Origin of the sequence: Streptomyces sp. NPDC091282, assembly GCF_044757385.1 — a bacterium.
GTDB classification, from domain to species: Bacteria; Actinomycetota; Actinomycetes; order Streptomycetales; family Streptomycetaceae; genus Streptomyces; species Streptomyces gramineus.
Map to the genome: position 1 here is coordinate 53334 of NZ_JBIVUX010000002.1, position 18241 is coordinate 71574.

Sequence of the window (18241 nt, forward strand, 5' to 3'; positions counted from 1 at the left end):
GGGCGGCAACGGCGGGATCTGTGCGGCGGCCAGGGCCAGGGCGAGGGGCTTCGGTGGCTGAGCCTCTTGGCCGGATTGCGGACGCTGGAGCGAGCGGAGGGCCGCGTCGACGGCGGTCCACACGGACCGCTGTATCCGTTGAGCGTGCGTGGTGATCTGAAGGGTCGCGGCGTGCTGCAGACGGGGAGGCAGTTGTCCCCAGGTGGGTGCCGGGCCGTCCAGTGTGAACTGGCTGGCGATCGGATCGCCCACGATCCAGCAGTGCCTCTCCCGCGCCCGATGGGTGGTCAAGGCCGTGGGGAACTCGTGCGCACGCGTACGCGGAGCCTGGCGAACGTCTTCGGGTGTGTAGGGAGTCAGGTCGGCCGCACGGCGGGTGCGAAAGAAGTTCGTGGTGCGGCGGTCACGACGCCGCAACCGCGTCCTCTGCCTCCGCCGCGACCTCGATGGTCAGGGACCGGTACGCCTCGGCGGCGTGCGCATACGCCTCTGCGGCATCGATGCCTGTGGTGATCAGGTAGCCGATCCGGGCGGTCCACATGTTGCCGCCGTCGGCCGGGAGGAGCAGCTGGTCGCCAACCTGGTGCTGGAATCTGACGCGCTCCAGCCAGTCCGGGCTGGCGCCGTCGAAGCCGAGGCGGAGCAGGGTGCCGGAGGTCTCTGGGTAGAGCAGCTGGATCGCGGCGGCCGAGGACCTGGTCGGGGTGAGATCGGGGGCACGACCGCAGGCGATGTCGGCGGCGGCGCGCGGCAAGTCGACGCCCGTGGCGAGGTGGACGAGGTGGCCGATCATGTCGCCGCCGATCCGGCCGTTGACCTCGACGAGCCGCGGCCGACCGTCGACCAGGCGCATCTCCACATGGCTGACGCCGCCGGTGATCCCCAGTGCGCGGATCGCGGCCTGTGCCACGGGAGTCACGACGTCGAGCAGAGGGTCCGCGGCGTCCACGCAGTGGGCCAGTTCCTCGAAGAAGGGCGGAGCGCTGACTGTCTTGCGGGTGACCGCGACCACGCTGGTCTCGCCGCGGTAGGTGACGCACTCGACCGACACCTCGGGTCCGTCGAGGTACTCCTCCACCAGCACGCTGGTGGACTCGCGCCCCAGCCCGGCCGCCTGGTCGGCGAACGCGAAGGCGACAGTGAGCTGTTCGGGGGTGTCGGCGCGGATCACGCCGATGCTGGCCGCGTGCGCGGCAGGCTTCAGCACGAGCGGGTAGCCGATCCGCTGGGCCGCCGCCTCTGCCTCGCCAAGGGTCCGCACGCTCACCGAAGCCGCCGACGGAACGCCGTGCCGCGCGAACAGCGCACGGGAGGTGGCCTTGTTCCGGCACGCCTGCATGGCCTCCGGGGCGGTGGTGGACAGGCCGAGCCGGCGCGCGAGTCGGGCCACCGGGACGAGGTACCACTCGGTCCAGGTGAACACCCCCGCCAGGTCGTGGCGTTCGGCGAGCTGGCGGCCTGCGGCGGACAGCGCGGCCTGGTCGGCCGGGTCGGAGACGACGACGCAGTCCCGCAGGTACGGCACCTCCCACGTGGGCTCTTCGCTGGTGATCAGGACGACGTCATAGGCGGCGGCCACGGACTGAAGGCAGTACGCGCGATACGCCTCAGCCTGCATGTCAGCTGCGGCAACAACGAGAACGACAGGGCGGTCGGACAAGAACAGGCTCCATGGATTTCAGAAAGTGGAAGGTGAGCGGACCGCGGAGGTACCGGGCAGCTGCTCGACCGGCTCGGAGGGGGCTGCGGTCCAAGGCCCCTCACGCAGCCGGCGCACCGACGGGACCGCGTAGACGAGGCTGCCCGCCAGGCGGGCCTGCGGCAGGCAGAGGGTGCGAAGGCTGGCCACCGGGAGGGATGTCAGGCAGCGCGGCGACGGCGCAGCTCGAACACCCGCGCCCAGGTGGGGTGGTTGTCGATCAGACGGCGGGCGTAGAGCGCGGTGTAGTTGTTGTTCAGTCCGGCGACTCCGTGAGGGAGCTGGCGGCGGAGGTCCTCGAAGAGGTCCTTCAAGCTGACGCGGGTGGCGCCGGCGGCGAGGCGGCGGGCTGTCATGCGTCCAAGGGCTCGGTAGACGTGTGGGTTGCGGGCGTCGAAGGCGTGGAATTGCTCGGTGATGGTGCGGCCGGTCGCGTGGTGCGACCCGAGGACGGCGAGGGACATGACGTTCTCCACAGGCTGTGGGCGCGGCAAGGTCAGGTGCGCAGGGCAGGATCCGTGCGCAGGCGGGCGAAGGCGCAGAGCAGGCCGAGGGCCTGCAGGACCGCGCAGGTGGTGATGACGGGGCCCAGCGCGTCGGGTGGGGTGAGCGCGGTGAGTACGCCGGCGGCGGGAAAGGGCAGTAGGAGGATGAGGATCGTCACTGACAGGGTGCTGCCGAACCTGTCCGCCGGGATCAGGCGGGAGCGCAGGGTGCGCAGGACGACCGCCAGGCCGCCGTCGGCCGCCATGAGGACCGTGACCAGGACCAGGTAGGACCGGTAGTCGGGGGCCTGGGCGGCGGCGAGGCAGCCGAGCGAGGCGAAGGCAGCGCAGGTGGCGCCGACCGGCCACAGGCCGAAGCGGTCCAGGGCGAACCGGCAGAGTGTGACGCTCAGGAGCGTCGCTGCGGCAGCAGCGGACCAGACCAGGCCGACAGCGGTCGTGGACTGCCCGAAGTGCTGGACGACGATCACCGGGCCGGCGGCTTGGAGGAGGCCGGTGGCCAGGTTGGACAGGGTCAGCCCGGTCACGAGCCACCCGAGCGCAGGCAGCGAACGGATGGTGCGCCACCCGGTGAGCAGCCCGGCACCGGACCGGCCGTCCGGCGCCCGGGCCGAGGGCGGGGTGCGCAGGGCGAGCCACGCGGCAGTCAACGAGAGCACGGTGATCACCGCGAGCATCGACGGCGGACCGGCAAGCAACAGCACCCCTGCGAGCGCCGGACCGGCCAGAGTCGCCGTCTGGTCGATGCCGAGCAGGACGGCCTGGACACGGTGCGCCCGCGGTCCCGCCCGGCGACCGGCGGCGGCACCCGCCGTCTCGACCGCGATATAGCTGAACTCGGTGAGCACGCCGGTCGTCGCCGCCAGCACCATCACGGTCACGCTCGCCGCGGTGCCCCCCGGGTGGAGGTGGAGCAGGATCGCGCCGGCGGCCAGAGCCAGCGCCCGGCCCAGGGCGGCCCGGTGGAAGACCACCGCGGCACCGTGACGGTCGACAACCGACCCGGCCCACCCGAACGCGGCCAGCCGAGGGATCCACTCCAGGGTGAACGCCACGCCTGTCAGTGCCGCGGAGCGCGTGGTGGCCAGGACGAGCAGCGGGATGCCGTACGTGGACATCGCGAATGCCAACGCGTCGGCTGTGCGCGGCAGGTAGATGTCGCGCACGAGCCCGCCAGTGTGCCGTGCGAGCCGCGGTGGGGCCGCTGTGTTCACGCGACCGGCTCGCGTTCGGGCCCTCTGGTCACCTGGGAGTTGTCGGCCAGCCACTGGATCAAGAGCACGCGGAGACGGGCCAGACCCGCCTCGCCTGCGCCGCCGTCCAGCGGGCAGGAGCTGTCGGCGCGCTCACCGGTGAATGTCGGCGCCAACAGACCCAAAACGTGCCGGATGCGGCTGCTGAAGTCGCAGACGGGGGCGGGGATGGCGTGCCGTCGTGCCCAGCGGGCCATCGCGTCGTACAGGTCGGCCAACTCAAGACCGGACTGGGTGAGTTCCAGCCCGGCGCCGGGCGCGAGCTGGACGAGACCGTGGGCGCGGGCCGTGTCTGAGGCGGTGCGCAGTTGGAGCGTGGAGAGGTCGGGCAGCGTGGCGGCCAGCCGTCGCGGCGGGATGGGGCCGTTGCCGTCGATCTCGGTGACCAGGCGGACCAGGGGTCGCGAGGCGAGCAGTTCGCCAGCGCGCAGCGCTTCTGCGGAGGTGATGGCGGTGCTCATCGGCGCGGGCCTCCCGCGGGGACGGCTGCCTTTGGGCGGGCGGTCCCGGCGTGCGAGAAGAGGTCCTGGTTGTGCCAGGCCGGAGGGGACTGGGGTGTCCGAGCGGGTGGGAGTGCCGTGGGGGCCGTCCTCGCCTGGCTGCTGATCCACGGCCTCGGCGCGGGCCTCGCCTGCGGGTGCCCCCAGACCGGGTGCTGGGCGGCTGCGTCGAGGGGCTGCCCCACCGACCAGGCGGACAGGGCGCCGAGTACCGGGCCCAGGCCATCGCCCGCCGCGGACAGCCGGTAGGGCTGGCCCGTGCCGTCGGTGTCGGCCAGGCCGTCGGCGACGAGCTGTCGCAGCGGCGGGTAGATGTTGGTCCAGTCGCTGCTGGGCATCACGATCCGGGCCAGGGCCCGCCCGCTGACCTCCTCGCGGGACTTCAGTACCCACAAGATGGCGGCGGCGTGGCGCCGGGTGAGCAGGGTGAGGCTGTCCTCGATCTGCTCGATCGCGGGCAGCGGGCCCTCCGGTGTCTCCAGGTACTCCTCGGCCCAGGTGACGATCACCGGCAGGATCGGCAGCAGGGCGGCGCCACGCTCGGTGTGGCCGTAGGTCACGTGCCGGGCGTCATGTTCGGCGCGCTCGACCAGGCCGGCGTCGCACAGTGACGTGAGCTTGGGGTGGAGCTGGCCGTCCCGGAGCCAGGGCAGTTTGGCCGCCAGCTCGCTGTAGCGCAGCGGCGATGCGGACAGAGCCAGGAGGATCCTCACGTTCCAACGCGGGGTGATCATGGCGAGGGCCTCGGTGACCCGTGCGATGTCGGCGTCGGTGTCAGGGGGCAGAGCGGTGGTGGCCAAGGGAGGAACTCCTGGGTGCTTGAAAGGGGGTCGCCTACGGGTCAGCGGCTGTGCACCGGGGCCGGCGCAGCAAGGGGCGGAGCCGGGGCAGGCGGTGCGGGAACGGACAGGACTGGCGTCGGGGCGGGGGCCGGGACGCGGGCCAGGCTCTGCAGGACGGCGGCGACCGAGGTGGCTTGGACGTCTCGGACGGCGACGGCCTCGGCGAGCCGGCGAGTGCCGTCGAGGAGATGGGAGACCTCGTGCGGTCCGATCTGCCGTTCGGGCTGGAGGAGCCGGGCGAGGTGGGCGCGGTGGACGTCGATGCTGCGCTCGGCCAGGGCAAGAGCTTCGTGCATTCCGAGCAGGGCGGAGAGCATGCCGGGCGGCTGGTCGCGTGCCTGGGCTTCGAGGTCGGCGAGCGGTGCGCCGTACAGGTCCTCGATCCGTCCGGCTATGTCGGTGGACGCGGGGCGGGGCAATCGGGGACTTTCACGGTCGGCGGGCCCGGGCCGCCCCGGCACGCGGGGGTGCTGGGGCGGCGGACGGGGACAGCGGTGCGGTGGCCCTGAGCTGCGTGGTGCGGACGGGCCGGGGCTGCTGGGCGGGCGGAGGCATGGTGCGCAGCAGTTCACCGAGGGCGGCGCGGTAGCCGTCACGGGCCTCCAGTGCTGCCTCCAGCCACTGTGCGTCGAAGCGGAGCTGATCCGCTGACAGATCACCCATGTCGCGGCCCGGGTCCATGTCCGCGTGCACGCGGTCACGGACACGTGCAACCTGCTCCTCCGTCAGAGCCAAGAAGGAGCGCAGCTCCAGAGCCCGGCCGAGAGCGGGTGAGGCATCCGGGTCGGCAGCCGCCTCATACAGCGCCGACACCGGGGCCCCGAAGACCTGTTGCAGCTCGTCGTCCACGCTGCTGGCCCTGTCCCGGCTCAATGGACGGACCATCCCGGCTGCCTCGCCGACGCCGGTGAGGGTGTGCCCGCAGGCCGGTGGGGGACGCTGGTTGGCACCGCCGGCCCGGTTCGGGGGCGCCGGCGGGCGAGCCGGTCAGCGGCGGGATCCTTGTGTCCTGGAGCGTCCGGGTCGAGCAGCCACCGTACGACCATGGCCCGGCCATCGCGCGTGGTGACGGCCGCGTTCACGCGGTGGGCGAGGCTCATCGTCGGGTCGTCGACCTCGCTGGGCTGGGTGTCCAGCGCGGCGAGAAGGTCGTCCTCCGCGCGGTCGAGCATGGACTGGGCTTCTGCGAGCAGGCCATGCCATTTGACGACGTCGGTGGCGGCAGGATTCGCCAGGGGCGCGGCGGCGACCGCGGCCTTCAGCCGGCCGATGTCCATGCCGAAACGCGCTTCGATCCGTTCGGTGAGGACGCCCAGGACATCCTTGACGTCATCGGATATACCGTCGGACAAAGCGAATACTCCTGTTCTGGGAATTCGGGTGGAGCGCATGCGGAAGTAGCCTCCGAGGAGACATAGGGATCGCGTGGCGCTGCGGGAGGGTTGTCCCGGCGGCTATAAGAGTCCGGGAAATCGGCGGTTTGGCTAACCGGCGATCGTCGGCTATGTTGCGCCGCCCGCGTCGGGCCGAGCACTCAGCGCGAACGGCCAGCCGAGCGCGAGGCGGGGGACTTCGCCACACCGGCCCGGCCCCTGGCGGCGGCTGTCGGACGGACCGGCGGGAGGGGTCCGGCCTCACCCATAAGGCGGTCCTCGCACCACTGCAGGGCCTCACCGACCGTGTCGAAGCCACCCTCACGCAGGGTGTGCGTCCAGGAGTCGGTATCGACCTCTTCGACCAGGACACGGAAAGCCGACAGGGCACTTTCGTCCAGCTCCCGCAGTGCCACGACGACGACCATGTCGTCCGGGTCGTCGCTGGTGTAGGAGTAGCCCATGGCGAAGTGGTCGCCGTCGCCGGCAAGGCGTCGCTCCAGAGCCCTCGTGGCCTCGTCCGCCGGTGGGGGGCCGCTCAGCTCCGGGTCGAGGCCGATGGCGTCGGGCGGGCAGCCCCGGTGGATGAGCCAGGACTGCGCCATCGCGGGCAGCGGCAGCGAGGTCTGGTCGAAGTCGAACGTCTTCTTCTCAGAGTCCCGTTGCAGATGGACGGCGAGCACCTGGGGCATGCCGGGGTGCCCCCAGGTCACGGTGCGGTCGAACAGGACGTAGTAGCTGTGCGGCCCGGCGTGGTGCTCGGCCAGGGGGACGAGCATGTCCTCGTGGATGGCGACCTTGCGGTAGAAGTCGAGGTACTTCCCCTCGTCGGCATCGAGGTCGTCCAGATCGAAGTCGACGTGGGGAATGGGGTTCCGGAACGGCGCCGGTTCGGCGGGAGACAACAAGGGCCTTTCGGAGAAGATCAACGCCGCTGCGCTGGAGCCGACGTCGAAGTGCCGGGTCCAGACGGCACCTTCGGTGCCTGTGTGGGGGTCCGGCCGGCGGCGACCAGCGCGGCTCGTCCCGTGTCGGTGAGTGCGACCGGCTGGCCCGCGTGCACGGGGTGACCTATGTCCCGGACGACCAGACCGGCGTCCTCCAACCGGAGCAGCTCGGCGTGCGGAATGCGCGTACCGGAGGCTGTCGTGACGCTCACTCGGCCGGTCAGAAGATGTTCGTAGAGCTTGGCACCGCCGGCGATGGCCAGCAGCGCCGCCTGATCGTCCGTCGAGAGCTGCTTCCCGTCTGGCGCTGCTGCGGCTTCGATGGGTTCCAGCGCGGCGCGTACCGCACGGGCGGCGGCGTCCCGCGTGTCGGCGGCCTCTGCCAGTTGTTCCACGGTGCGGTCGATACGTGTGAACAGGGCGTCTTCGACGTCGAACTCGCCGCTGGAGAGACGGTTGAGGAGGCGGAGGTAGAAGGTGACGCCGGTCTAGGCCGTGACCAACTCACGGTGCCGGTCGGACTGGCATGCGGCTCGTCGAGAACTACACGGTCGCGGTAGGCCCACAGCGTGTCGATGTCCTGGCCGGTGGCGGCTTCGATGTGGTGGTCGAGGGGGGAAATGGTTCGCAGAGCTGCAGGCAGTACGGGTGCAGGGGGCATGGGCGATGCTCCAGCGGGATCAGCGGGTCGGATGGTGCGCGGGGTTGGGCGCGGGACGGGGTAGGCCCGGTGCCGCGCTGCGCGGCGGGGCAGGCCGTGGCGAAGGAGTGCGGGGGATCAGCTGCGGGGAGCGGGAGCGGGCCGCGTGAGTGCGGGCGCTCAGCGGCCGACGGGTCATCCCCAGACGTCGGCCGACCTCGTCGTAGACGTCGTTGCCCGCGCGCGGCCGGATCGCGACCACGTGGATCTCCTTGAGGAGGGTGGATTCCGCGGGCGCCGGACGGACGGCGTAGACGACGCGCCAGTCTTTACGCGAGTCCACGAACAGCTTCCTGAAGCCCTCCAGGTCACCGTCCAGCCGTAGTCCGAAGCGCTGCGCGTTCACGACTTCCTGCAGGTAGGCGAGGGTGAGGTCGCGGATATCACTGGGCGCCTGGAGGAGATCGGTGAGCGCACGGGGGTCGAAGCTCAGTCCGAAGGCGGGCTGTCTCGCTCCGCTCATGACGCCGACTCGTCCGGCTCGGCGGGCCCGGCGGCAAGTGCCGTGGCGGTCGTCCCCGTGCGCACGGACGGCGGCGGGCCCGGCAGGAGACGGTGTGCGGGCCGGTCCGGCGAGATCATGCACGCCGACAGCGGGCCGCCCGGTGCGCGGATCGCCGCGACGGCGTGGGTGAGGAAGTCCCGATGCCACACGAAGAGGCCGGAGAGCCCGGATTCGGGGTCCTTGTGCTGCTGGTAGGCGAGCCACAGGGCATGGAGCCAGGCCACGACGTCGTCGTGCTCCTGCCACTGCAGGCACCACGGCGCCGCGGTGGTGACCTCCGCCCCGTAAACCGGGAGGAAGAAGTCATCGACCCAGTCGGACAGCGCATCGAGTTCGTCCTCGCGCTCCTCGCCGTCCAGCTCCAGGATCGGACGTGGCTCCGGCGGAGCGGCGGCCGGCAGGCCGCCGAGTCCCGGCATGCCGAACGCGGCGAACGGTGACCCGCTCGATGCCGGGGCCGAGGCGAGGTGGTCGAGCTGCTGAGCCTGTTGAGCCGACTGCTCCATGAGCCGCCGCACACTCGCCTCGATCCCTTCCAACTGCGGATCCGGAACACGAATCGGCTCCAACTCCCCTTCATCGGCCGGATTTACGGATTCGGGCATGGAGAAGTTCGGCCTCCTACAAGTCACGGAATGAGTGAGATGCCGGGCCCCGCGCGCGGTGCGTCCGGCGGTTTGCACGGTGCGCCGGCGGTCTTAGGCCGACGGCTGGGCGTGGGGACTCGCCTGCTGGGCGGCAGGCAAGGACGCGGTTCAGACGGTGAGAACCATGTCGTCCTGCGTGAGAGTCGAGCGGAGCGTCTCGGTGAGCCGCTCGGCCGCGATCGACGCATAGTGCTCGGTCTTCTCCACACCGATGAAGTCCCGGCCCTCCAGCAGGGCGGCCACGCCCGTGGAGCCGGAGCCGGCGCAGAAGTCGAGAACCGTGCCTCCCTCGGGGCTGATCTTGACCAGCTCACGCATCACCTCGACCGGCTTCTGCGTGATGTGCCGACGCTGCGCGCCCGAGGGCTGCGATGCCGAATACATGCCGGGCAGATAGACCGGGTTGCGGGAGCCGTCGATCGGCCCCTTACTGGCCCAGACGATGAACTCGCAGTTCTGGGTGAAACGGCCCTTCTGCGGCCTGGCCTGCGGCTTGTGCCAGGCCAGCACCCCGCGCCACAGCCAGCCGGCCGCCTGGATCGCGTCCGTCGTCGTGGGGAGCTGGCGCCAGTCGGTGAACAACAGCGCCGTGCCGCCGGTCCTGGCGAGGCGGTGGGCCTCGGTCATGATCTGCGTCAGCCAGAACGTGTAGGACCTCTGGTCCATGTTCTCGCCGGTGAAGTCGGCAAGGTCGTTCTTGGAGTCGGCGGAGGTGTACTTCTGCTTCGCGGAGCGGGTGGTGCGCTCCTTCGCGGTTCGGCCGCCGCTGTTGTACGGCGGGTCGGTGATGACGGAGTCGACGCAGCCGTCCGGAAGCCCGGAGAGAACGGCCAGAGCGTCGCCCTGGTGCAGGGAAAAAGGCAAAAAGGAACCCCGATTCGGGAGCGGAAATACGGAGGGGGGCGCCGCCTCGCAGGAGAGTCCTCGCGGGCCGGAAGCGGGCATGCAAAAGCCCAGGGCCGCAGACCGAGGAAGGCGAGGGGGAGTCCAAAAACTGTAGAGGCGAATCCGCCGACGACCAAGAAGTGCGCTGCCGGGGTGCCGGTTTCCGGCACCTCACGCCGACTTTTTGGTCAACCGCCGATCCCCGCGTACTGTTTTTGAACCGCCCGGCGTACACCGCCGCTGGCCACTCCCCCGCCACACCTCATGGAGGTGCCCCCTGCCCTGGCACACCTAGCTCACGGCCCGGCCGTACGGAACGAGCAGCAACTCACCGGTTCGGGCCGCCTTTGATCTCCCAATCCGGCTGCCGCGCCCTTGCGAGACGCCTCGCACGCGATACGCCGGACACCCCCCAAGGACACGTTTATGACGCCTCGCTGCCCACCCATGACCGAATTCCCTGACCGGCGAGCGGTCCGCTCGGATTGAAGGGGCTCGCCGCCGGCATCGGCGTCGTCTTCCTCTCCCCGATCCTCATCGCCGGCACCGGCATGATGCTGGCCTCCTCAGCCGACGCCGTGCGGAGCCACAGCTCCTTCAGCAACTGCCTGAGTGACATCGACAGCGACAAGGTCGCCGAACAGGTCGCCAAGATCCTCGACGGCGCCTCCGGCAAGGACGTGCACGTCGAGGGCCTGGACCTGCCCGCCGAGCAAGTCCCCAACGCGGCCACGATCGTGGCCGCCGGCCTCTCCCTGAACGTCCCCGCGAAGGGGCAGATCATCGCGCTCGCCACGGCGATGCAGGAAAGCAGGCTGCGCAACCTCGCCTACGGCGACCGCGACTCCCTCGGCCTCTTCCAGCAGCGCCCGTCCCAGGGCTGGGGCAGCGCCGAACAGATCCGCGACCCCACCCACGCCAGCGAGCAGTTCTACAAGCACTTGCTCAAGGTGAGCGGGTGGCAGCAGATGACCGTCACCCAGGCCGCCCAAGCCGTGCAGAAGTCCGGCCTTCCGGACGCGTACGCACAGTGGGAGAAGCTGGCCACCGCGCTGCAGGCCGCCATCGCGCGGACCTTCCCCGGCACCGGTGGCACCGACGGCCAGGACGCGGACCAGGGCAAGGAGCCGTCGACCGGTGCGACCGGCTGCGCGCCGGGCCAGGACGGTTCCGGGTTCGGCCGCATCCCCGAGGGCAGCGTCCCGAAGGGCTATTCGATCCCCAAGAACGCCGACCCGAAGGCACGCAAAGCCATCGCCTGGGCGATGCGGCAGCTCGGCACCCTCTACCAGTGGGGCGGATCCTGCACCGACGCGCACGGACCCGACCCCATGGGCCGCTGCGACTGCTCCAGCCTGATGCAACAGGCTTACGCCCACGCCGGCGTCACCCTCACCCGCACCACGTACACACAGGTCAATGAGGGCAAGGCGGTCTCCCCCGCGCAGCTAAAGCCCGGTGACCTGATCTTCAGCCGCGGCACCGCCAGCCGACCCGAGCACGTCGGCATGTACATGGGCGAGGGCCTCGTGATCGAGGCACCGCGCACTACCAAACCGGTCCGGATCACCCCGATCAAGGACTGGGCGATCCTCGCCGTCCGCCGCGTCCTCTGATACCAGCAACCGAGACCGCCACGACACACCATCTCCGAGCGAGATTCCCGAGAGTACGGAGAAGCCTTGATAACCCGCCACCGCGCCCTTGCAGCAGCCTCTCTGGGCCTGGCCGTCGCCGCCGGCGGCCTGGTCACCGCCACCACGGCACAGGCGTACGACACCGGTAAGACCACCATCAGCTGCAGCGCGGTCAACATCCGCAAGGCCCCGTCGAAGACGTCCACGGTCGTAGGGATCGGCTACCGGCACGACACAGTCGTCTACGACCAGTGGGCGTACAACAAGGCCCAGAAGACCTGGTACACGCGCGGCACGGTCACCCGGAAGTCCGACGGGAAGAAGGTCCGCGGCTACATGATCTACAACTGCGCGAACCCCTACGAGACCAACCCCGCGCCGAAGCCGTCGATCCCGAAGTAGTGCACCCGGCCACCGCCCCGGAGTATGACCCACTGTCCTGACACGAGCAGGGCAGTCTCCGGCCCGGTCGGTGTTCTCGCCCGGCCTCTGCACGCCGTCTGCGTGTCGTCGTACCCCAGGCTGCATGCCGCAGGTGTCTGCCAGGCCAGCCATTCCCGCACCGCTGTCGTGCTTCCTCTGCGAGGCAGTCGCCTCGTACCTCCCCCCTTTTTTCCCGTCGGCCCCCGCACGGCCTTCGTACGCAAGGAGTTCCTGCCGCACCTATGTCCGTCGCTCTTGCAGATCGCGTCGTCCAGCTCGCCTACGACCCAGGAATCTCGCCCAAGGGCGGTGGCCTGCCGGGTCTGAGCGTGCTGAAGAACGTCGTCAGCAGCATCAATATGTTCGGGATCATCGCCGTCGTCGGCGCCCTCGCCGTCTCGCTCGGTGTCTGGGCGTGGGGTCACCACACCGGCGGCCACCAGGCCGAGGCCAACGGCAAGAAGGGCGCGGTCGTGGCCGCCGGCGCCGCCCTCGGCCTGGGTGCCGCGAACGGCATCGTGACCTTCTTTTCCGGCCTGGGCTCGCAGGTCCACTGATGCGGACGCGATCCCCCTTCCGCACCCTGTCGTCGTACGGCACAAGGTGGTCTGCCAACCGGCGCATCGCGATCGTCGCCGCCGCCGTAGTCGTCCTGCTCGCCGCCGCCGGGGTGGTCGCCCTGCTGACCGGAGCCCGGAACAGCCGCCCGGCTCCGGACACCGCGGTGCCTGCGCCGTCCGGCAGCCCTTCCGCCTCCGATGCCGCGCCGAAGCCCTCGCCCGGATCCGGATCGGCGCCCAAGCCTCCGCAGATCGCCGAACCGGTCGCCTACGCCAAGGCCGCGGCCCGGATGCTGTGGTCCTACGACACCCGTGACACCAGCCGCGACCGGCAGCTCGCCGACATGCGCGCCTGGATGACCACCGAGCCCAAGTACACCGACTGGGCCTCGGTCTCCGGCCAAGTTCCCGATCCGCTCCTGTGGTCGCGGATGGCGGACCAGGACCAGCACGCCACCGCCCACGTCGCCGAGGCCCACTACCCCAGCGCGTTCAAGCAGGCCCTGGCCGAGGACCCGTCCGCGATCACGGAGGCGTACATCTACGTCGTCACCGTCAACGGCACACAGCAGATCGCCTGGAAGAAAGGCGGCGGCGGTGCCGAGGACCGGGCCGTGACTCTCGCCGTCCAGTGCCGCCCCGGTCACGACTGCACCCTGGCCGCCATCGCTCCGAGCGTCACGCAGTGACCCGCGCCTAACGACACGAAAGGAGAAGCAACTCCCCCGTGGGATTCTGTGATTACCCCCTGGCCGACAAATTGTGCACGGTCGGTGACGCGGTGGATTTCGCCTCGGATCCCGGCAAGGCCATCGGTGACTGGATGGCGAAGTCCGCCGGCGAACTGGCAGCCGCCGCAGCCGACCTCGCGGCTGAAGCCGTCGACACCACCACGAAGGTGGACCTGAACGCCGGATGGTTCCGTGACAACTACGAGACGCTGCTGCCACTGGGCCTGGTCCTGCTGGTCGCGACGTTCTGCGCACAGCTGGTCCGGGCCGCCATCCGGCGCGACGGGCAAGCGCTGACACAAGCGTTCACCGGCACCATGAGCGGCGTCCTGTTCGCCTTCTGCGCCATCTCGTTGACCACCGTGGCCATCGAAGTCGTCGACGCCGTCAGCGACGGCCTGTTCAAGGCCGCCCACCTGAGCATCGAGTCCGCTGTGCGCCGCATCGTGAAGGTGGATGAGATCGGCTCCCTGGCCGGTCTGGGCTGGCTCGTCCCGGTCGTCGCCGGGCTCGGCGCCGCCGTCGGCGCCTTCCTCTACTGGTGCGTGATGATGGTCCGCAAGGTCGGCATCCTCGTCATGGTCACCCTGGCCGTCTTCGCGTCCGCCGGCGGCGGCTGGGAAGTCGCCCGGCGCTGGCGCAAGGGCTGGATCGAAGCCACCGCCACCCTCGTGGTCTCCAAGCTGCTGATGACCGTGATCTTCGTGCTCGGCATCGCCGCCATGGGCAAGACAGAGGCCAAGGACGGCATCGCCGCCCTCGCCGACGTCATGTCCGGCATCGTGATCATGATCCTGGTGCTGCTGTGCCCGTACGCGGTCTTCAAGTTCGTGCACTGGGCGGCCGACGGCACCGACGGGGAGTCCATCCACCGTGCCGGCGGCGCCGGAGCCCAGATCGCCAGGGCGCACGCGGAGAAGGCAGCCCGAAAAGCCGCCGCTGCTGCGGCAACCGCCGCGACCGGTGGCGCTGCCGCCGGCGCAGGTGCCGCACCGCAGGGCCCCGACGCCGGCGGCGGATTCCCCGGCGATATCGCTGCCAACCCAACCGGCGGAGGCGGCGAGAGCGAGGAGGGATCGCAGAGCAGCGGAACAGGCGCCTCGCCCGGCGGCGACGCGGTCAGGTCCGGCGTAGAGAAGGCCGTCCAGCCCGCGCCCGTCAGCGTGTCCGGCGACACGAGCGGCCAGGTGGGAGGCAGCCCAGGACCCACCGGATCAGGCGCAGGTGCGGCGTCTGGGCCGAGCGGCGGATGGAAGTTCGCTCCGCCGACCACAAGCCCGCCACCGCAGGGTGCACCGCCGTCCTCCGGAACGCAGAACGCCTCGTCAAGTGGGGCAAGCGGCCCTCCGATGCCGCCTGCGACCGGCCAGTGACTCCCTGACCGACTCCCGGGGGCGGGAAGTGCACGCCCGCTCCCGCCCCCGGGTTCCACCCGCGCCCCAGGACCCGCCACTTGACTGATCTCCCCGTCGTCGCCCCGGTCACGGTGAAGTTCCCGCACCGGTCCCGCCGCGGCATCCTCCTCGGCCTCTCCTGGCCCCAACTCGTACTTGTCTCGTGCATGCTGGCGCTGCTGCTGATGACGGTGATCTCCACCGGACTGCTCGCCGCCGCCCTGGCACCTCTGTGGGCCACGGCCGGCGCGCTCGTCACGATCCGCCGCAACGGCCGCTCGCTGATCGACTGGGCACCGATCGCCGCCCGGTACGCGCACCGCCGCCACACCGGCCAGACGCTCTGGCTCGCCCGGCCCGTCACCCGGCCCCGGCAGGACGGCACCCTCCACCTGCCCGGCACCGCCGCATCCCTGACAGTGGTCACCCCCGGCGACTCCGCCAACGGCGCCGCGGCCGTCCACGACCCGCACCGGCAGACCCTGACCGCCGTCGCCCGCGTCACCAGCCGCGCCTTCGCCCTCCTCGACCCCACCACCCAGAACCACAACGTCACGACCTGGGGGCGCGCGCTCGCGGGCATCGCCCGCACCGGGCACATCACCACCGTCCAGGTGCTGGAGCGCACCGTCCCCGACAGCGGCGACACCCTCACCCGGCACTGGACCCACCACGGGCAGCCCCACGCCCCCGTCGCCGGCCAGATCTACTCCGAACTGGTCGCCTCGGCCGGACCCGCCGCCGCACCGCACGAGACCTACCTCGCCATCTCCCTCGACCTCAAGGCCGCCCGGCGCCTCATCAGCCAGGCAGGCGGCGGACTGCCCGGGGCGTTCACCGTCATGGAGCAGACCACCGCCTCCATCGCGCAGGCCGCCCGTACCGCCGGCCTCCAGGTCACCGGCTGGCTCAGCGCGCGGGAGATCGCCGCCGCCGTCCGAACCGCCTACGACCCGAAGGCCCTCTCAGCGCTCCAGCAGTGGTCCGAGACCGGCCGCGCCGAGTCCGACCCCGCAGCCGCCGGGCCCGTCGTCCAGGTCGAGGAGTACGACCGCCTCGCCACCGACAGCGCACGCCACGCCACCTACTGGGTGGAGAACTGGCCGCGCACCGAGACGAACGCCGGGTTCCTCCACGGGATCATGTTCACGGCCGGCGTGCGCCGCAGCCTCTCCCTCATCTACGTGCCGCAGGGACTCGAATCTGCGCTGCGGGACGTCCAGAGGAAGAAGGCGGCGATCATCGCCGATGCCAACGAGCGGGCCCGCCGGGGGCAGGTCGACAGCGAGGAAGACTCCGTCGAGTACGCCGACGTCAAAACCCGCGAGCGCCAGCTCATCGCCGGGCACGCGGACGTGGCACTGACCGGCCTGGTCACCGTCACCGCCGAGACCGACGCCCTCCTGGACGCCGCGTGCGCGCAGATCGAGACTCACGCCGTCACCTCCGGCGTCGATTTGCGTCGGCTCACCTACCAGCAGCCGGACGCTTTCGCGCTTGCCGCGCTCCCGCTCGCCCGCACCGCCCTGTGAACCCGCCACACCCGCGCGCACTGACCGTCGGCACTCCGGTTCAACCACAACGGGACGCCCCTCACTGCCCTGCCAACCGGCAGGAAGGATCACCACCTTGACCTCTGCCCTACACCCCGACGACGCGCACCCCTACCTCCGCGCCGCGAGCGCCGGAATACGGCACCACACCCGGTCCCTTGCCTCGCCGGGCGCTCGCCCGCCCCGGCGCGCGGACCGTCCGCACCTGGACGTGCTCCACGCCCACCTCACCGCCCTGCTCCACCTCCTGGACCACCTCGCCGAAACCACCCGGCCGCCGCACCCCACCGCCGGCCGTCACCTGGCCAGCGCACACACCCGTCTCTGGCAGGCAACCAGCGAGGTCCACTCCGCCTTCCACCTGCTGCCCGCCGACACACCAGCGGAAGATGCCGAGGCAAGCGCGTGCCATCCAGAACGGCTGCCCGAGGGCCCGCCCGTGCTGACGATCTGCCAGCGCCATCTCGCCGCGGGACACGTCGTCCGCCGCAGGACCACCCCCACCGACCTCCGCCCGCACACCACGGCCTGCGTGCGATGAGCACCACCCGCAAAATCGGGAGCCCCCGATGAGCCACCGGCCCTCCCGTCGCGCCCGCCGTGCCTCCGCCAGCCCGCTCTTCACTCCCCACGGCGCCGACCGCGCCAGCCGCAAGGCGGCCCGTCGCCAGCTCGCCGAGGCCACCGCCAAAGCCCGCGCCGAGGCCAGCAGCCACGAGAACGAGGGCACCGTCGCCGAGCACCGGATGCCCGTGGCGCTCTACCCAGTGGGCGGACGCCCCGGGCCCACCTCCGCTCGGGGGAACCGGCTGAAGCTCCCCGCCCACCGCATGACCACCGCCATCGCAGCCGGTGCCTATCCGTTCCTCGCCGAAGGCGGCCTCGGCGCCGAGGGTATCTACGTCGGCCGTGACGTCCACGCCGAAGCGTCCTTCGTCTTCGACCCGTTCGCTCTGTACGGCCGGGTCGAGGGGTTCACCAACCCGAACCTGCTGCTCGCGGGCGTGATCGGGCAGGGCAAGAGCGCGCTCGCCAAGTCCTTCGCGCTCCGGTCGGTCGCCTTCGGATACCGCGTCTACGTGCCGTGCGACCCGAAGGGCGAGTGGACACCGGTCGCGGAAGCCCTCGGCGGCCGGTCCGTCGCCCTCGGTCCCGGACTGCCCGGTCGCCTGAACCCCCTGGACGCGGCCCCACGTCCGGCGAGCGTGTCCGAGGCCGACTGGGTCGGCGAGATCCGCAAACGGCGTCTGCTCTTGCTCGGCTCCCTGGCCCGCACTGTCCTGGGCCGGGACCTGATGCCCATGGAGCACACCGCCCTGGACGTCGCCCTCGACGCCGTCGTCACCCACGCCGCCGACACGCACCGCACCCCGCTCCTCGGCGACGTCGCCGCCGCCCTGAACAACCCCCACTCACTCGACGACGCCGCCGGGATCATGGCGGGCCACCTCGGCAACGCAGCCCGCGACCTCGCTCACGCCATGCGGCGCCTGGTCCACGGCGACCTGGCCGGCATGTTCGACGCCCCCTCCACCGTCGCCTTCGACCCGAGCGCGCCGATGCTCACCATCGACCTGTCCCGCCTCGGCGGCAGCGGAGACGACACCGCCCTCGTCCTCGCGATGACCTGCGCGAGCGCCTGGATGGAATCAGCCCTCTCCGACCCGTCGAGCGGCCGGCGCTGGATCGTGTACGACGAGGCATGGCGCCTGATGCGGCACATCGGCCTGCTCCGACGGATGCAGGCCCAGTGGAAACTCAGCCGCGGCCTCGGCATCGCCAACCTCATGGTCATCCACCGGCTCAGCGACCTGCTCACCGCCGGCGATGCCGGATCACAGGGCCGGGCCCTGGCCGAAGGGCTCCTCGCCGACTGCTCCACGCGCATCATCTACCGCCAGGAGACCGACCAGCTCCACGCCGCGGCCTCCCTGCTCGGCCTGACCTCCGTCGAGATGGACGCCATCGCTCACCTCAACCGAGGGCGCGGTCTGTGGAAAGTCGCAGGTCGGAGCTTCATCGTGCAGCACTTCCTGCACAGCCACGAGCTGGCCCTCTTCGACACCGACGCCCGTATGCACTGAGA

Annotated in this window: 22 protein-coding genes; 8 read left to right on the forward strand and 14 right to left on the reverse strand. The window is 71.0% G+C overall.

Features of this window, described 5'->3' with window-relative positions; translation table 11 throughout:
- Nucleotides 1-403 precede the first annotated feature (403 nt).
- The 14 genes from ACIQOE_RS07285 to ACIQOE_RS07350 all read right to left on the reverse strand — a co-directional run bounded on the left by ACIQOE_RS07285 (nucleotide 404) and on the right by ACIQOE_RS07350 (nucleotide 9836).
- Nucleotides 404-1618 carry an acetyl-CoA carboxylase biotin carboxylase subunit family protein gene (locus ACIQOE_RS07285; RefSeq protein ID WP_401410208.1) on the reverse strand — a complete coding sequence of 405 codons (1215 nt, stop codon included), beginning with the start codon at nucleotides 1616-1618 and terminating at the stop codon, nucleotides 404-406.
- A gap of 60 nt (nucleotides 1619-1678) precedes the next feature.
- A complete protein-coding gene (locus tag ACIQOE_RS07290) occupies nucleotides 1679-1849 on the reverse strand; it encodes a hypothetical protein (protein WP_401410210.1) in 171 nt (56 codons plus the stop codon).
- 11 nt (nucleotides 1850-1860) lie between these two features.
- Nucleotides 1861-2163, reverse strand: coding sequence for a hypothetical protein (locus tag ACIQOE_RS07295; RefSeq protein WP_401410212.1), 303 nt, complete (start codon nucleotides 2161-2163; stop codon nucleotides 1861-1863).
- A 32-nt stretch (nucleotides 2164-2195) separates the two neighbouring features.
- Nucleotides 2196-3419 (reverse strand): MFS transporter, encoded by a 1224-nt coding sequence (locus ACIQOE_RS07300; protein ID WP_401410214.1) that lies wholly within the window; start codon nucleotides 3417-3419, stop codon nucleotides 2196-2198.
- Nucleotides 3416-3919: a regulator gene (locus ACIQOE_RS07305; RefSeq protein ID WP_401410216.1), complete on the reverse strand. Its 504-nt coding sequence runs from the start codon at nucleotides 3917-3919 to the stop codon at nucleotides 3416-3418. Before ACIQOE_RS07305 ends, ACIQOE_RS07300 begins: the two co-directional genes overlap by 4 nt.
- Nucleotides 3916-4758, reverse strand: a complete 843-nt coding sequence (locus tag ACIQOE_RS07310; RefSeq protein ID WP_401410218.1) for a winged helix-turn-helix transcriptional regulator — start codon at nucleotides 4756-4758, stop codon at nucleotides 3916-3918. Before ACIQOE_RS07310 ends, ACIQOE_RS07305 begins: the two co-directional genes overlap by 4 nt.
- Nucleotides 4759-4799: 41 nt before the next feature.
- Nucleotides 4800-5219 (reverse strand): hypothetical protein, encoded by a 420-nt coding sequence (locus ACIQOE_RS07315; protein ID WP_401410220.1) that lies wholly within the window; start codon nucleotides 5217-5219, stop codon nucleotides 4800-4802.
- A gap of 10 nt (nucleotides 5220-5229) precedes the next feature.
- Complete coding sequence (locus ACIQOE_RS07320; RefSeq protein WP_401410222.1) at nucleotides 5230-5673, reverse strand: hypothetical protein; 444 nt, start codon at nucleotides 5671-5673, stop codon at nucleotides 5230-5232.
- A complete protein-coding gene (locus ACIQOE_RS07325; RefSeq protein ID WP_401411518.1) occupies nucleotides 5670-6152 on the reverse strand; it encodes a hypothetical protein in 483 nt (160 codons plus the stop codon). The genes ACIQOE_RS07320 and ACIQOE_RS07325 overlap by 4 nt, the downstream gene beginning before the upstream one ends.
- 182 nt (nucleotides 6153-6334) lie before the next feature.
- Complete coding sequence (locus tag ACIQOE_RS07330) at nucleotides 6335-7081, reverse strand: hypothetical protein (protein ID WP_401410224.1); 747 nt, start codon at nucleotides 7079-7081, stop codon at nucleotides 6335-6337.
- 17 nt (nucleotides 7082-7098) lie between these two features.
- A complete protein-coding gene (locus tag ACIQOE_RS07335) occupies nucleotides 7099-7515 on the reverse strand; it encodes a hypothetical protein (RefSeq protein ID WP_401410226.1) in 417 nt (138 codons plus the stop codon).
- Nucleotides 7516-7800: 285 nt separating this feature from the next.
- Complete coding sequence (locus ACIQOE_RS07340) at nucleotides 7801-8283, reverse strand: hypothetical protein (protein WP_401410228.1); 483 nt, start codon at nucleotides 8281-8283, stop codon at nucleotides 7801-7803.
- Nucleotides 8280-8831, reverse strand: coding sequence for a DUF4913 domain-containing protein (locus ACIQOE_RS07345; protein WP_401411520.1), 552 nt, complete (start codon nucleotides 8829-8831; stop codon nucleotides 8280-8282). The genes ACIQOE_RS07340 and ACIQOE_RS07345 overlap by 4 nt, the downstream gene beginning before the upstream one ends.
- Nucleotides 8832-9080: 249 nt before the next feature.
- The gene (locus ACIQOE_RS07350) at nucleotides 9081-9836 is read right to left on the reverse strand and encodes a DNA-methyltransferase (protein WP_401410230.1); all 756 of its coding nucleotides are present in this window, start codon (nucleotides 9834-9836) and stop codon (nucleotides 9081-9083) included.
- A gap of 506 nt (nucleotides 9837-10342) precedes the next feature.
- Between ACIQOE_RS07350 and ACIQOE_RS07355 the strand changes: the two genes are divergently transcribed.
- The 8 genes from ACIQOE_RS07355 (at nucleotide 10343) to ACIQOE_RS07390 (ending at nucleotide 18239) form a co-directional block, all read left to right on the forward strand.
- On the forward strand, nucleotides 10343-11473 hold the full coding sequence (locus tag ACIQOE_RS07355) for a C40 family peptidase (protein WP_401410232.1): 1131 nt from the start codon (nucleotides 10343-10345) through the stop codon (nucleotides 11471-11473).
- A 66-nt stretch (nucleotides 11474-11539) separates the two neighbouring features.
- Complete coding sequence (locus ACIQOE_RS07360) at nucleotides 11540-11896, forward strand: hypothetical protein (protein WP_365567851.1); 357 nt, start codon at nucleotides 11540-11542, stop codon at nucleotides 11894-11896.
- 263 nt (nucleotides 11897-12159) lie between these two features.
- Nucleotides 12160-12474: a DUF6112 family protein gene (locus ACIQOE_RS07365; RefSeq protein ID WP_365567854.1), complete on the forward strand. Its 315-nt coding sequence runs from the start codon at nucleotides 12160-12162 to the stop codon at nucleotides 12472-12474.
- Nucleotides 12474-13166, forward strand: coding sequence for a hypothetical protein (locus tag ACIQOE_RS07370; protein ID WP_401410235.1), 693 nt, complete (start codon nucleotides 12474-12476; stop codon nucleotides 13164-13166). The genes ACIQOE_RS07365 and ACIQOE_RS07370 overlap by 1 nt, the downstream gene beginning before the upstream one ends.
- Before the next feature lie 38 nt (nucleotides 13167-13204).
- Nucleotides 13205-14581, forward strand: coding sequence for an ATP-binding protein (locus ACIQOE_RS07375; protein ID WP_401410237.1), 1377 nt, complete (start codon nucleotides 13205-13207; stop codon nucleotides 14579-14581).
- A gap of 80 nt (nucleotides 14582-14661) precedes the next feature.
- A complete protein-coding gene (locus tag ACIQOE_RS07380) occupies nucleotides 14662-16134 on the forward strand; it encodes an SCO6880 family protein (RefSeq protein ID WP_401410239.1) in 1473 nt (490 codons plus the stop codon).
- Nucleotides 16135-16231: 97 nt separating this feature from the next.
- The gene (locus ACIQOE_RS07385; RefSeq protein WP_401410240.1) at nucleotides 16232-16696 is read left to right on the forward strand and encodes a DUF6238 family protein; all 465 of its coding nucleotides are present in this window, start codon (nucleotides 16232-16234) and stop codon (nucleotides 16694-16696) included.
- A gap of 28 nt (nucleotides 16697-16724) precedes the next feature.
- Nucleotides 16725-18239 carry a VirB4 family type IV secretion system protein gene (locus ACIQOE_RS07390; protein ID WP_401410241.1) on the forward strand — a complete coding sequence of 505 codons (1515 nt, stop codon included), beginning with the start codon at nucleotides 16725-16727 and terminating at the stop codon, nucleotides 18237-18239.
- Nucleotides 18240-18241: the final 2 nt, after the last annotated feature.